Below are 12,396 nucleotides of genomic sequence, written 5' to 3'. Positions count from 1 at the left end.
CACTCCTCAGTTGACGAATCGGAGGTCGGCGATCGTCCCGGAGGCGACCAGCGCGACGTAGAGGTCCGTGACGCAGACGAAGATCAGCGAGGCCCACGCCAGCTGCATGTGCCTGGCGTTGAGCTTGGAGATCTGCGTCCACGCCCAGTACCGGACCGGGTGCTTGGAGAAGTGCTTCAGCCGCCCGCCCGCGATGTGGCGGCACGAGTGGCACGACAGCGTGTACGCGCCGAGCAGGCCGACGTTGACCAGCAGCACGATGTTGCCCAGGCCGATGCCGGTGCTGAACGCGAAGACCGCGTCGTAGATGTTGATCAGCAGCAGGAGCGACGCCGCGTAGAAGAAGTACCGGTGCAGGTTCTGCGCGATGAGCGGGAAGCGGGTCTCACCGGTGTACTTGGCGTGCGGCTCGGCCACCGCGCACGCGGGCGGGGACATCCACGCCGCCCGGTAGTACGCCTTGCGGTAGTAGTAGCAGGTCACCCGGAAGCCGAGCAGGAACGGGATGATGATCACCGGCGGGGTGAGGAACCCCGGCAGCTCGGGCAGCAGGCGGCCGAAGTGCGCCGCGTTCGGCAGGCACTCCTCGGTCAGGCACGGCGAGTACATGGGCGTCAGGTAGCGGTACTCGTCCACCCAGTAGTAGTCGCCCATGAAGGTCCGCACGGCCGCGTAGATCGAAATCAGGAGCAGGCCCGCGAACGTCGCCAGCGGCGGTAGCCACCACCGGTCTGTGCGCAACGTGCGCTGGGCGATCTGCGCCCTCATACCTCACCTCGTTCCACGTCGTTGTGGTGCGGGACACATTGTGGTTTGGGACACATCACCGGCCCTGAAACGGGAGCGGCCCCCGCGTTCGCACGCGGGGGCCGGTCCTCTCCTCAGCTCAGGTTCGGTGACTGCGGTAGCCGCCGAGTCCTTCGTCGTCGGCGTCGTGCCACAGCTTCGGGTCGTACGGCGTGTCCGGGACGACGACGACCTCCCTCTCGACCCGAGGCGCTTCACGCGGCCGTGGCGTGCTGTCCAGTTCCGCCAGCTCGGTCGCGTCGATGTCCATGCGCTCGACGTCGTTGGCCAGCCTCTGCACCGCGGCCACGTCGCCGTACCGCGCGCGCAGGCCGCCGACGCAGTGGCGCAGTTGGCCAAGCGCCCGACGCAGCTCCACGATCTCGGAGGACGTCATGGTCAGCACCTCCCTCGGGTCGATCCGTGTGCCGACTCTGCCAAGCGGAAGCCCTTGTGACAAGAACCACAGTGTGTCCCGAGTCGCGTCCCAGGATCTGAATCGTTTTTGTCACGATCATGTGTCGTGACATACTGTGCCTGCTGTCACGTCCGTCCGTGCGACGCCAGCGCTGTCGTCCCACCGGGCCCACCACGGCCCGTGATCACCACCGGAGACAGCGAACCATGAGCGTGCATCCCGTCGTCGCCGAAGTGACGGCTCGAATCGCCGCCCGCAGCGCCGCCGGCCGGTCCGCCTACCTGGAACGACTCGCCCAAGCCCAGCAAGACGGCCCCGCCCGCCGCGACATGGCGTGCAGCAACCTGGCCCACGGCTTCGCCGGGATCACGGGCGGTGACAAAGACCTCCTCCGGGCGCTGCGTCGCCCGAACGTGGCGATCGTGTCCGCGTACAACGACATGCTGTCCGCCCACCAGCCGATGCACGAGTACCCCGCGTGGATCAAGGACGCGGCCCGGGCCGTCGGCGGCGTGGCGCAGTTCGCGGGCGGCGTGCCCGCCATGTGCGACGGCATCACCCAGGGCCGCGCGGGCATGGAGCTCTCGCTGTTCAGCCGCGAGGTCATCGCGATGGCCACCGGCATCGCCCTGTCGCACGAGATGTTCGACTCGGCGCTGCTGCTCGGCGTGTGCGACAAGATCACGCCCGGCCTGCTGATCGGCGCGCTGTCGTTCGGGCACCTGCCCGCGATCCTGGTGCCCGCGGGCCCGATGAGCTCCGGCCTGCCGAACTCGGAGAAGGCCCGCGTGCGGCAGCTGTACGCGGAGAACAAGGCGTCCCGCGAGGACCTGCTCGAAGCCGAGGCGCAGTCCTACCACAGCCCCGGGACCTGCACGTTCTACGGCACGGCGAACTCCAACCAGCTCGTGGTCGAGGTCATGGGCCTGCACCTGCCGGGCGCGAGCTTCGTGCCGCCGGGCACCAAGCTGCGCAAGGCGCTGACCGAGGAGGCCGCGCGGCGCGCGGTGGAGATCAGCCGTGGCGAGGACTACACCCCGATCGGGCACGTGGTGGACGTGAAGTCCGTGGTCAACGGCGTGATCGCGCTGCTGGCCACCGGTGGGTCGACCAACCACACCATGCACCTGGTCGCGATCGCGTCGGCCGCGGGCATCGAGCTGAGCTGGGACGACTTCTCCGAGCTGTCCTCGGTGGTGCCGCTGCTGGCCCGCGTCTACCCGAACGGGTCGGCGGACATCAACCACTTCCAGGCCGCGGGTGGCGTGCCGTTCCTCGTCTCCACCCTGCTGGACGCGGGCCTGCTGCACGCCGACGTGACGACCGTGGCCGGCCCCGGGCTCGACCGCTACCGGCAGGAGCCGGTGCTGGTGGAAGGCGTGCTGATGTGGCGGCCGGGCCCGCCGCGCTCGCTGGACACCGACGTGCTGCGGCCCGCCTCGGAGCCCTTCGCGGCCGACGGCGGCCTGCGCATGCTGTCGGGCAACCTCGGCCGTGCGGTGATCAAGGTGTCGGCGGTCAAGCCGGAGAACCGGGTCGTGGAGGCGCCCGCGCGCGTGTTCACCTCGCAGGAGGCGTTCAGCGCCGCGTTCCAGGCCGGTGAGCTGGAGCGGGACGTGGTCGTGGTGGTGCGGCAGCAGGGCCCGCAGGCCAACGGGATGCCCGAGCTGCACAAGCTGACGCCCGCGCTGGGCGTGCTGATGGACCGGGGCTTCAAGGTCGCGCTGGTCACCGACGGCCGGATGTCCGGCGCGTCGGGCAAGATCCCGGCCGCGATCCAGGTCACCCCGGAGGCGGCCGTGGGCGGTCCGCTGGCCCGCGTGCGTGACGGCGACGTGCTGCGGCTGGACGCCGAGACCGGCACGCTGGAGGCGTTCGTGGACCCGGCGGAGTTGGCCGCGCGCGATCTGGTGGACTTCCCGCCGGACGCGCAGGCGTGGACCGGCACGGGCCGGGAGCTGTTCGCCGCGCTGCGCCGGGCGATCGGGCCCGCCGACCGGGGCGCGAGCGTGTTCGGACCGATCGCGGCCTCGCACTTCGAAGGCCAGTTCAACCAGGAGGTGTCCCGGTGACCAACGCCCCGGCTCACGCGACGGCGGCGGACCTGCTCGCGCTGTCCCCCGTCATCCCGGTCGTCGTCGTGGACGACGCCGAGCACGCCGTGCCGCTGGCGGAGGCGTTGCTGCGCGGCGGGGTGCGGGTGATCGAGCTGACGCTGCGCACGCCGGCCGCGCTGGCCGCGATCGAGCGGGTGGCGGCGGAGGTGCCGGGCATCGTGATCGGCGCCGGCACCGTGACCGCGCCGGAGCACGCCGAGCAGGCGGCCAAGGCCGGTGCGGCGTTCCTCGTCACGCCGGGGTCGACCGACCGGGTGCTGGACGCGGCCGAGGACACCGGGCTGCCCTTCCTGCCGGGCGCGGCGACCGTGTCGGAGGCGATGCGGCTGGCCGAGCGCGGGCTGACGTCGCTGAAGTTCTTCCCGGCCGAGGCCGCGGGCGGGGTGGACTACCTGAAGTCCATCGGCGGTCCGCTGCCCGGCCTGCGGTTCTGCCCGACCGGCGGCATCACGCCCGCGACCGCGCCGAACTACCTGGCGCTGCCGAACGTCGGGTGCGTCGGCGGGTCGTGGCTCGCGCCCAAGGACGCGCTGGTGGCCGGCGACTGGGCGCGGATCGAAGAGCTGGCGCGGGCCGCGTCGGCGCTCTGACCCGGGACGTTCCGGTGCGCTGGTCCCGGACGTTCCGGTGCGCTGAACCCGGGCGTTCCGGTGGTCTGAACCCAGGCGTTCCGGGTGCGCTGAACCCGGGCGTTCCGGTGGTCTGATCTCGACGGAGGGCGTCTTCCCGTGACGGGGAGGCGCCCTCGTCGTCAGGCCAGGTGGGCGAGGGCTTCGGGGATCGAGTCGGCGACCGGTGCGCCGGTGCGTTCGAGCACCGCGCGCGAGCTGGTGCCGGTGGCGACCAGGACGACCTGCGCGCCGACGTGCCTGGCGGCTTCGGCGTCGTCGGCCACGTCGCCGATGAGCACGACATCGCGCGGGCGCAGCCGCAGGGCCGCCAGGTGCTCGGCGAGGTGCTCGGCCTTCGAGCCGCCGTCACCCGCGGCCTTGAGTCCGTCGACCCGGCTGAACAGCTCGCCGAGCCCGAAGCGGGCGACCAGCGGCACCAGCTCGTCGTGCAACCACATGGACAGCAGCGACTGGCTGTGCCGCAGCGCCCTCAGGTGGTCGGGCACGCCGGTGGCCAGCCCGCAGCGGTCCATCAACGCGCGGTACTCGGCGTGGTAGACGGTGTCGATGCGAGCCCAGTCCGCCGCCGTCAGCGCACGGCCGAACATCCGCTCGTAGCAGTCCTTGATCGGGCGGCTGAACACCTCGCGCCAGTGCTCCAGCGTGATGGCGGCGTGGCCGAAGTCCGCGCAGACCCGGTTGACGGCGGCGAGCACGGCGTCGTTGTCGGCGAACAAGGTGCCGTTCCAGTCCCAGACGACGTGGTCGGCCCTGATCCTCACTCGAACAGGTTACGACGATAGGTTGAGTGCTCACTTCTGGGGAGGTAGTGGGGGATGGACGCGCGACGAACCACGGTGGTCGCCGAGCCGCGCGGGCAGGTGGCGCTGGTGTCGGTCGGGTTCCCGGTGCTGGGCGCGCTCGTGGTGTGGGGCTTGAAGTCGATCGCCGGGTGGGTGGCCGACCTGTCGTGGGCCCCGATGCAGGGACCGTTCCGGTTGGTGGCGTCCGTGCCGGAGCCGTGGGCGACGATCGGCTCGGTGGCCGTCGGCGCGCTGCTCGGGCTGGTGGTGGCCGGGATCGCGGCGCACGAGCGGCTGGTGGTCGAGGTGTTCAACGAGGGCGTCGAACTGCTCAGGGGCGGCCGGCACCGCAGCTTCGACCGGACGCTGGTGTCCGGGGTGTTCCTGGACGGCAAGAAGCTCGTGCTGCTCGGCGTGGACACCGGCGAGTTGGCCCGGGAGAGCCACGACCTGAAGCCGGAGGTGCTGGCCGAGGCCTTCCAGACCCACGGCTACCAGTGGTTGGACGGCGACCCGTACCGGGAGGACTACCGGCGGTGGGTCGACGGCACGCCGGACCTGCCGCCCGGGGCGAACGCGCTGCTGAAGGTGCGGGCCGAGGCGTTGCGCAAGGAGGACAAGGAGGACGCCGCCGAGTTGCGGGAGGAGTTGAGCCGGCTCGGCGTCGTCGTGCGCGAGGAGAAGAAGCGCCAGTACTGGCGTCTCACCCGAACGCTGCCGTGAGTGCGCATACGCTCACGGAGTGATCACCGGCGGGGGCGGGAACGCCAGGCAGGCGGAGACCGACGGCGCGGGTGGGCGGTTGTGGCTCAGGGGGCAGCGCGGTGCTGTGCCGGCTGTGCGCTCTGATCCCACTCGCGGTGTGGTACCTCGAAGACCTCGACTGGCCGTGGTGGGCGTTGGTCGGCGTGGTCGTCGGGCTGGAGGTGGTCCACCAAGAGGAAGGGCCCGACACCTCGGTGCTGGGCCTGCGCATCAGCGGTGACGACGTGCCGCCGTTCGACGCGACCTACCGCGGCCGGCACCGGCCGGACCACCGGGTGGGCGCCGGCTTCGACGCGGTGGTCGACCCGCCCGACGACCTGTTCGCCCTCAAGCCGGGCCTCGGCCCGCGGTGACCGGTCGCCGCATCCGCTCCCGGCGGCGGTCCGCCCTTCAGTCCTGAGCCAGGTCGTCCAACGTCGTGGTGTCCTCGCCGGCCCGGCGCAGTTCCTCGCGGACCACGCGGTAGGCCAGGCCTTCCGCGTAGCCCTTGCGGGCCAGGGCGGCGACCAGGCGGCGGATCTTGGTGGTGTCGTCCAGGCCCGCCATGATGCGCAGCTTCTTGCGCACCAGGTCGCGCGCCCGGTCTTCCTCGGCCTCGTCGTCCACCGCGGCGACGGCCTCGGCCGCCACCTCGTCCGCCACGCCCTTGCGCCGCAGTTCCACGGCCAGGGCACGGCGGGCCAGGCCCTGGTGCGCGTGCCGCGAGCGGACCCAGACCTCGGCGAACGCGGCGTCGTCGATCAGGCCCGCCCGGTCGAACTTGGCCAGCACCAGCTCGGCCGTCTGCTCGCTGATGCCCTTGCGCAGCAGGGCGTCCTTCAGCTCGACGCGGGTACGGGCCCGGGCGGTGAGCAGCGCGTAGCAGATGTCCGTCGCCTTGCGCTGCTCCTTCGCCGGGTCGACCGGGCGCGGCTCGGTGTCCTCGGCCGAAGGGTCGCGGGACAGCCCGCGACCACGGCCACCTCGTCCCGCCACGCCGGCTTAGAACTCGACCGGCGCCGCGGCGGGCTCCTCGGCGTCGAGGGTGGCGCCGATGCCCAGCTTGTCCTTGATCCGCTTCTCGATCTCGTTGGCCACGTCCGGGTTGTCGCGCAGGAACTTCCGCGCGTTCTCCTTGCCCTGGCCCAGCTGGTCGCCCTCGTAGGTGTACCAGGCGCCCGACTTGCGCAGGATGCCCTGGTCGACGCCCATGTCGATGAGCGAGCCCTCACGGCTGATGCCCTGGCCGTAGAGGATGTCGAACTCGGCCTGCTTGAACGGCGGGGCCACCTTGTTCTTCACGATCTTGACCCTGGTGCGGTTGCCGACCGGCTCGCCGCCGTCCTTCAGGGTCTCGATGCGCCGCACGTCCAGCCGCACCGACGCGTAGAACTTCAGCGCCTTGCCACCGGTCGTGGTCTCGGGCGAGCCGAACATCACGCCGATCTTCTCGCGCAGCTGGTTGATGAAGATCGCGGTGGTGTTGGAGTTGCTGAGCGCGCCGGTGATCTTGCGCAGCGCCTGGCTCATCAGCCGGGCCTGCAGACCCACGTGGTTGTCGCCCATCTCGCCCTCGATCTCGGCGCGGGGCACCAGGGCCGCCACCGAGTCGATGACCAGGATGTCGAGCGCGCCGGAGCGGACGAGCATGTCCGCGATCTCCAGCGCCTGCTCGCCCGTGTCGGGCTGGGAGACCAGCAGCGCGTCGGTGTCGACGCCCAGCTTCTTCGCGTAGTCCGGGTCGAGCGCGTGCTCGGCGTCGATGAACGCCGCGATGCCGCCGGCGCGCTGGGCGTTGGCCACGGCGTGCAGCGCCACCGTCGTCTTACCCGAGGACTCGGGGCCGTAGATCTCGATCACGCGGCCGCGGGGCAGGCCGCCGATGCCGAGCGCGACGTCGAGCGCGATCGCACCGGTGGGGATCACCTGGAGCGGGGCGCGGACCTCGTCGCCGAGCCGCATGACCGAGCCCTTGCCGTACTGCTTGTCGATCTGGGCCAGGGCCAGTTCGAGGGCCTTGTCCCGGTCGGGTGCCTGGGGTGCCATCTGGAAGTCCACCTCGGAGTGTCTTGGGTTCGCGGTGCGATGTCGGGGCCGACGTTACGGGTGGGGTCCGACATTTTCCGGTGGGGACCAGGTCACCCGCGGGGTGGTGTCACCCGGTCGTGTCGGGGAGTGTAGCCGAACAGGTGTTCGACCACCGGGTCGACACGCCGGGTCACCGCCGCTGTTCCGGCACGTCGAAGGCGTCGCAGACGGCCAGCCAGATCTCCTTGGCCTCGAGACCCGCCTCCAACGCCTGGTCGGGAGTCCGACCGCCGAGGGCGGACAGCACGTGGTCCCGGGCCACCATCTCCGCCCTGACCTGGCCGAACTCCCTGGCCATCAGCTTGCGGAACATCGTGATGCGCATCGGGTCCAGCCTAACGCGCGGCCGTCCGGACCGGACCGCCGACGTCGGCGAACGCGCCCGGTCAGCCCAGGGCCGCGGCGACCAGGCCACCGTCGACGACCAGGTCCTGCCCGTTGACGTAGGACGCCTCACCGGAGGCGAGGAACGCGACCGCGGCGGCGACGTCCTCGGCGGTGCCGAGCCGACCGGCGGCCACCGCGGCGACGACGGCGGCTCCCGCCTCGGCGGAGACGTTGTCGTGGAACATCGGGGTCTCGATGTAGCCGGGGCTGACCGAGTTCACCCGCACTCCCCTGGGCGCCAGTTCGGCCGCGAGGGTGTGCGCCAGGTTGTGCACGGCCGCTTTGGTCGCCGCGTAGAGGGACGCGCCGGGCAGGCCGCGGTGCAGCGTCCACGACGCGTTGATCACGATCGCGGCGTGGTCGGCCAGCAGCGGGAGGGTCTTCTGGATGGTGAAGAACACGCCTTTGAAGTTGATGCCCACGAGGCGGTCGAACTCGGCCTCGGTGACGTCGCCGCTCGGCTGGAACGAGGCGACGCCCGCGTTCGCGAAGACCACGTCCAGCCGGCCGTGCCGGTCCCTGATCGCGGCCGTCAGCGCGTCGAGGTCGGTGAGGCTCGCCACGTCGCCGCGCACCGCGAGGACGTCGCCTGCCAGCTCGTCGACCACGGCGTCCAGCCGGGCCTGGTCGCGCCCGGTGACGACCACCCGCGCGCCCTCGGCGAGCAGCCTCCGCGCGGCGGCCAGCCCCATGCCGCTCGTGCCGCCGGTGATGAGCGCGACCTTGTCCTTGAACCGGGAAGTGCTGTGCGTCATGGGATCCAGCGTGCCGACCGGCGCCGCGGGCAGGCAGTGCGCGCTCAACCCGGGAGTGCCACCACCACCCTCGCGCGCCGGTCAGACCGAGACGGCCGCCCCCGCGCGCGCCAGGCGTTCGAGCTGCTCCGCGGTCGCCGTGCCGGGCCGCGGGTTGCACAGCTCCAGGTACCGGTCCGAGCCGTCGGCCACGGCCAGGGTCGTCACGTCGAAGACCAGGTCGCCCGCCTCCGGGTGGCGGACCGCCTTCACCGCCTGCACCTGGGCGCCCACCTCGTGGCGCGCCCACAGCTCGGCGAACTCGGTGCTCACGGCGCCGAGCGCGTCGACCACCCGGTCGAACCCCGGGTCGCCGGGCGCGTGCGCCGCGTCGGCGCGGAAGGCGGCGACGACGACCGGTGCGACCGACGCCCAGTGGACGTGCATGTCGCGGTAGCGGGCGTTGGTGAAGAACGTGACCAGGCAGTTGTGGTCGGTGTCGTCGTAGCCGAACACGGTCCGGGTCGCGTCGTTGATCGCGAGCAGGTTCCAGTACCGGTCCCGGAGGATCGCGGGCCGCGGCATCCACGCGTCGAGCAGGCGGCGCAGCTCCGGGCTGACCTCGTCACCTCGCGCGCCGCCGACCCGCGGCGGGTTGAGACCGGCCAGCAGGTACAGGTGGGCGCGTTCGAGGTCGGTCAGGCGCAACGCCCGGCTGATCGCGTCGAGCACCTCCGACGAGACCGTGATGTCGCGGCCCTGCTCCAGCCACGTGTACCAGGACACCCCGACCCCGGCCAGCGCGGCGACCTCCTCGCGCCGCAGTCCCGGCGTCCGGCGCCTGCCCACCGCCACGAGGCCGACGTCGGCGGGCGTGAGCCGGGCGCGGCAGGTCCGCAGGAAGTCGCGGAGCTGCTCGCGCCGACGCGGTCGGACCGCAAGGGATTCGCTGGTCATGTGCCACGGTAACAACGAGCCCGGTCAGCGCGCCGCCGTCCAGGCCGGGCTGTCGACGTAGTGGTTGTCGAACCGGTCCTGCGAGTCGCGGATCTCCTGAGGGCTCGCCTCGCCGCGCTGCACGCGGTCGAGCAGGCGGTAGTAGTCGAACCGGCCCACGCCCGGCGTGAAGACGTACAGGACGTCCGCGTCGGCGCCCTTGAGCGCACCGAACGCGTGCGGCACGCGTGGCGGCACGACGAGGAAGTCGCCGCGCTCCAGGGTCACCACGTCCTGGTCCAGCAGCACCTGGAGCGTGCCGTCGAGCACGAAGAACAGCTCCGAGGCGCGGGTGTGGAAGTGCGGCGGCGCGCCGTCGGCGCCGTCGCGGAAGGTGGACCGGTTGCTGGTCAGGCCGTCGAGGTCGGCGAGGAGGGTGACGACGGCGGCGGGGTCGGCGGCGAGCTTCTCGGCCTGGTCGGCGCGGACGAGCAGGGTGTTTTCCATGTGGTCGAGCCTCGTCGCCGGCAGGGCCCCGAACAACGACCACGATCGAATGGAACGATAACCTGACGGTTATGGAACGACGTGACCTGGAGGTCTTCCTGGCGCTGGCGGAGGAGCTGCACTTCAGCCGCACCGCCGAGCGGCTGCACGTCTCCCAGGCGCGGGTCAGCCAGTCCGTCAAGCAGCTGGAACGCCGCATCGGCGCGCCGCTGTTCGAGCGGACCAGCCGACGGGTCGCGCTCACGCCCATCGGCCGCCGCCTGCGTGACGACCTGGCGCCGGCCTATCAGCAGATCGTGGACGGCATAGCGCGCGCTGTGGAGGCCGCACGCGGCACGTCCCTGCTGCGCGTCGGCTTCGAGGCGCCGGCCCTCGCCGATCTCGTCGCCGACGTCCTGAACACCTTCCGCGCCCGCCACCCCGACAGCGAGGTGCGCGTGCGGGAGGCGCCGTTCACCGACCCGTTCGCGCTGCTCAGGGCCGACGAGGTGGACGTGCTGGTGACGTTGTTCCCGGTCCGCGAGCCGGACCTGACGTGCGGGCCGGTGGTGCACGAAGAGCCCTTGGTGCTCGCCGTGTCCGACACCCACCCGTTCACGCGGCAGGAGGCCGTGACGCTGGAGGACCTGGCCCGCGACACGGTCTTCCGCGCCGCCTACTGGCGCGACACGACGCCCGCCGGCGCGCCGATCAAGCGAGGTCGGGAGGTCACGACGTTCCAGGAACTGCTCACCGCGATCGCCGACGGCGAGGGCGTCTGCCCGCTGGGTGCGCACGCGGCCGGCTACTTCGCGCGCCCGAAGATCGCGTTCCTGCCGCTGGTGGGCGCACCGCGCCTGGCCTGGGGCATGGTCTGGCGCACGGCGGGCGAAACGGTCCGCGTGCGCGAGTTCGCGGCGGCGGCGCGCTAACCTCGACGTGTGCTGTTGTTGCAGGAAGACCCCACGGGCATGTCGTCGCCGATCGCCACGGTCGCGGTGATCGCCGGCCTGGTCGCGGCGATCGTGGTCGGCCTGCGCGCGCTCTGGTACAACCGCAAGCGCTGATCACCGCACCCGCTGCACGGACGCGAACAGGCACGTCACCAGCAGCGGCAGCGCGGTGAACCCGACCACCAGGCCGAGCGCGGCGTAGGACCACGCGGTCACCACGACGCCCGCCACGACGCCGCCGAGCGCGCCGCCGACGTTCATGCACAGGTCCGACAGGCCCTGCGCGGCCGGCCGGTCCGCCACCTCGGCCGACTCGGTGAGCAGCGCCGATCCCGCCACCACGCCCGCCGACCAGCCGAACGCCAGCAGCGCCATCCCCGCGGCGAGCTGCGGCGCGCCGTGCGACGGCGCCATGCCCGCGATGCCGGACGCGGCGACCACGAGCGCCGCGCCGATCGCCAGCACCGGCACCCGGCCGAGCCGGTCGGCCATCCACCCGAACAGCGGGCTCGCCACGTACATGGCGGCGACGTGCAGGCTGACCACCACGCCCACGACGCGCAACGACGAGCCGCCGTGCTCCATGTGCACCGGGGTCATCGACATCATGCCCACCATCGCGGTGTGGCACAGCGCCAGGCCGCCCAGCGCGAGCTTCCCGGCCGGGGGCAGCGACCGCCACACCACCACCGACCGCCGGGCGCGGGGCGTGACGGCCGCCCTCGCCACCGTGAGCGGATCGGGCCGCAGGAACCGCAGGACGACGAGCGCGGCCAGGCCGAACAGCACCGCCGACAGCAGGTACGGCCCGGCGCCCACCGGCAACCCCAGCCGCACGGCCACCCGCCCCGCCGGGTCGGCCAGGTTCGGCCCGACCACCGCGCCCACCGTCGCCGCCCACACCACCAGCGCCACCGAGCGCGCCCGGCGGTGCGGGTGGGCCAGGTCCGCGCCCGCGTACCGGGCGGCGAGGTTCGCGCCGGCCGCCGCGCCGAACAGCACGAGCGCGACCAGCAGCACCTGCCACGAGCCGAGCACGACCGCGCACGCCGCCACCGCCGCGCCCACCGCGCCCGCGCCGTAGCCGAGGGCCAGCGCCGGACGACGTCCGCTGCGGGCCGCCAACCGGGCCGCGGGCAGCGCGAACACCGCCGCGCCGAGCACCGCGGCCGTCTGCGCCATCCCGCCGACCGCGTCGGAGTCGGCGAGCACGGCCGCGACGAGCGTGCCGACCGCCATGCCGATGGCGACGCCGGCCGCACCGAGGACCTGGGTCACCGCCAGCACCCGCAGGACCCTGCGCTGCACGGCGTCGACCACGGTCACGATCTTG

At 72.4% G+C, this 12,396-nt stretch carries 16 protein-coding genes; 6 read left to right on the top strand and 10 right to left on the bottom strand.

Annotated features, from left to right (window positions below; translation table 11 throughout):
• Positions 1–6 precede the first annotated feature (6 nt).
• Positions 7–768 (bottom strand): succinate dehydrogenase subunit SdhC, encoded by a 762-nt coding sequence (gene sdhC, locus AB0I91_RS26220; protein ID WP_387488424.1) that lies wholly within the window; start codon positions 766–768, stop codon positions 7–9.
• Between the two features lie 118 nt (positions 769–886).
• Positions 887–1,183 (bottom strand): Rv0250c family protein, encoded by a 297-nt coding sequence (locus AB0I91_RS26215; RefSeq protein ID WP_498773766.1) that lies wholly within the window; start codon positions 1,181–1,183, stop codon positions 887–889.
• Between the two features lie 227 nt (positions 1,184–1,410).
• Here AB0I91_RS26215 and edd point away from each other — a divergent pair, with 227 nt between their 5' ends.
• Both edd and eda read left to right on the top strand, forming a co-directional pair.
• The gene (gene edd, locus AB0I91_RS26210; RefSeq protein ID WP_499615488.1) at positions 1,411–3,276 is read left to right on the top strand and encodes a phosphogluconate dehydratase; all 1,866 of its coding nucleotides are present in this window, start codon (positions 1,411–1,413) and stop codon (positions 3,274–3,276) included.
• Positions 3,273–3,911, top strand: coding sequence for a bifunctional 4-hydroxy-2-oxoglutarate aldolase/2-dehydro-3-deoxy-phosphogluconate aldolase (eda, locus tag AB0I91_RS26205; RefSeq protein ID WP_498773762.1), 639 nt, complete (start codon positions 3,273–3,275; stop codon positions 3,909–3,911). The genes edd and eda overlap by 4 nt, the downstream gene beginning before the upstream one ends.
• 161 nt (positions 3,912–4,072) lie before the next feature.
• On the opposite strand, the gene AB0I91_RS26200 is transcribed toward eda, so the two are convergent.
• Positions 4,073–4,714, bottom strand: coding sequence for an HAD family hydrolase (locus AB0I91_RS26200; RefSeq protein ID WP_499639289.1), 642 nt, complete (start codon positions 4,712–4,714; stop codon positions 4,073–4,075).
• A gap of 54 nt (positions 4,715–4,768) precedes the next feature.
• Here AB0I91_RS26200 and AB0I91_RS26195 point away from each other — a divergent pair, with 54 nt between their 5' ends.
• Both AB0I91_RS26195 and AB0I91_RS26190 read left to right on the top strand, forming a co-directional pair.
• Complete coding sequence (locus AB0I91_RS26195; protein WP_498773758.1) at positions 4,769–5,458, top strand: YqeB family protein; 690 nt, start codon at positions 4,769–4,771, stop codon at positions 5,456–5,458.
• Between the two features lie 137 nt (positions 5,459–5,595).
• A complete protein-coding gene (locus AB0I91_RS26190; RefSeq protein ID WP_499615480.1) occupies positions 5,596–5,853 on the top strand; it encodes a hypothetical protein in 258 nt (85 codons plus the stop codon).
• Between the two features lie 37 nt (positions 5,854–5,890).
• Here the strand turns inward: AB0I91_RS26190 and AB0I91_RS26185 are convergent, their stop codons facing one another.
• The 6 genes from AB0I91_RS26185 to AB0I91_RS26160 all read right to left on the bottom strand — a co-directional run bounded on the left by AB0I91_RS26185 (position 5,891) and on the right by AB0I91_RS26160 (position 10,131).
• The gene (locus AB0I91_RS26185) at positions 5,891–6,445 is read right to left on the bottom strand and encodes a regulatory protein RecX (protein ID WP_499639334.1); all 555 of its coding nucleotides are present in this window, start codon (positions 6,443–6,445) and stop codon (positions 5,891–5,893) included.
• 36 nt (positions 6,446–6,481) lie between these two features.
• On the bottom strand, positions 6,482–7,525 hold the full coding sequence (recA, locus tag AB0I91_RS26180) for a recombinase RecA (RefSeq protein WP_498773754.1): 1,044 nt from the start codon (positions 7,523–7,525) through the stop codon (positions 6,482–6,484).
• A 172-nt stretch (positions 7,526–7,697) separates the two neighbouring features.
• On the bottom strand, positions 7,698–7,892 hold the full coding sequence (locus AB0I91_RS26175) for a DUF3046 domain-containing protein (RefSeq protein ID WP_498773752.1): 195 nt from the start codon (positions 7,890–7,892) through the stop codon (positions 7,698–7,700).
• Positions 7,893–7,953: 61 nt separating this feature from the next.
• Positions 7,954–8,709, bottom strand: coding sequence for a glucose 1-dehydrogenase (locus AB0I91_RS26170; protein ID WP_498773750.1), 756 nt, complete (start codon positions 8,707–8,709; stop codon positions 7,954–7,956).
• An 81-nt stretch (positions 8,710–8,790) separates the two neighbouring features.
• Entirely contained in the window at positions 8,791–9,645 is an 855-nt protein-coding gene (locus AB0I91_RS26165) for a helix-turn-helix transcriptional regulator (RefSeq protein ID WP_499639287.1), read from the bottom strand.
• Positions 9,646–9,669: 24 nt separating this feature from the next.
• The gene (locus AB0I91_RS26160; protein ID WP_498773746.1) at positions 9,670–10,131 is read right to left on the bottom strand and encodes a cupin domain-containing protein; all 462 of its coding nucleotides are present in this window, start codon (positions 10,129–10,131) and stop codon (positions 9,670–9,672) included.
• Between the two features lie 71 nt (positions 10,132–10,202).
• Between AB0I91_RS26160 and AB0I91_RS26155 the strand changes: the two genes are divergently transcribed.
• On the top strand, positions 10,203–11,042 hold the full coding sequence (locus AB0I91_RS26155; RefSeq protein WP_499639285.1) for a LysR family transcriptional regulator: 840 nt from the start codon (positions 10,203–10,205) through the stop codon (positions 11,040–11,042).
• A 9-nt stretch (positions 11,043–11,051) separates the two neighbouring features.
• A complete protein-coding gene (locus AB0I91_RS26150) occupies positions 11,052–11,177 on the top strand; it encodes a hypothetical protein (RefSeq protein WP_498773742.1) in 126 nt (41 codons plus the stop codon).
• Here the strand turns inward: AB0I91_RS26150 and AB0I91_RS26145 are convergent, their stop codons facing one another.
• Entirely contained in the window at positions 11,178–12,389 is a 1,212-nt protein-coding gene (locus tag AB0I91_RS26145) for an MFS transporter (protein WP_499639283.1), read from the bottom strand.
• Positions 12,390–12,396 lie beyond the last annotated feature (7 nt).

The sequence above is a fragment of the Actinosynnema sp. NPDC049800 genome (assembly GCF_040656635.1).
Classification (GTDB): Bacteria; Actinomycetota; Actinomycetes; order Mycobacteriales; family Pseudonocardiaceae; genus Actinosynnema.
This window is presented reverse-complemented; position numbering and strand designations above follow the sequence as displayed.

Excerpts from the sequence above, each read along its gene's own strand:
- sdhC (WP_387488424.1), bottom strand. The coding sequence starts at position 768 with ATGAGGGCGCAGATCGCCCAGCGCACGTTGCGCACAGACCGGTGGTGG.
- AB0I91_RS26215 (WP_498773766.1), bottom strand. The coding sequence starts at position 1,183 with ATGACGTCCTCCGAGATCGTGGAGCTGCGTCGGGCGCTTGGCCAACTG.
- edd (WP_499615488.1), top strand. The coding sequence starts at position 1,411 with ATGAGCGTGCATCCCGTCGTCGCCGAAGTGACGGCTCGAATCGCCGCC.
- AB0I91_RS26195 (WP_498773758.1), top strand. The coding sequence starts at position 4,769 with ATGGACGCGCGACGAACCACGGTGGTCGCCGAGCCGCGCGGGCAGGTG.
- recA (WP_498773754.1), bottom strand. The coding sequence starts at position 7,525 with ATGGCACCCCAGGCACCCGACCGGGACAAGGCCCTCGAACTGGCCCTG.
- AB0I91_RS26175 (WP_498773752.1), bottom strand. The coding sequence starts at position 7,892 with ATGCGCATCACGATGTTCCGCAAGCTGATGGCCAGGGAGTTCGGCCAG.
- AB0I91_RS26170 (WP_498773750.1), bottom strand. The coding sequence starts at position 8,709 with ATGACGCACAGCACTTCCCGGTTCAAGGACAAGGTCGCGCTCATCACC.
- AB0I91_RS26165 (WP_499639287.1), bottom strand. The coding sequence starts at position 9,645 with ATGACCAGCGAATCCCTTGCGGTCCGACCGCGTCGGCGCGAGCAGCTC.
- AB0I91_RS26160 (WP_498773746.1), bottom strand. The coding sequence starts at position 10,131 with ATGGAAAACACCCTGCTCGTCCGCGCCGACCAGGCCGAGAAGCTCGCC.
- AB0I91_RS26155 (WP_499639285.1), top strand. The coding sequence starts at position 10,203 with ATGGAACGACGTGACCTGGAGGTCTTCCTGGCGCTGGCGGAGGAGCTG.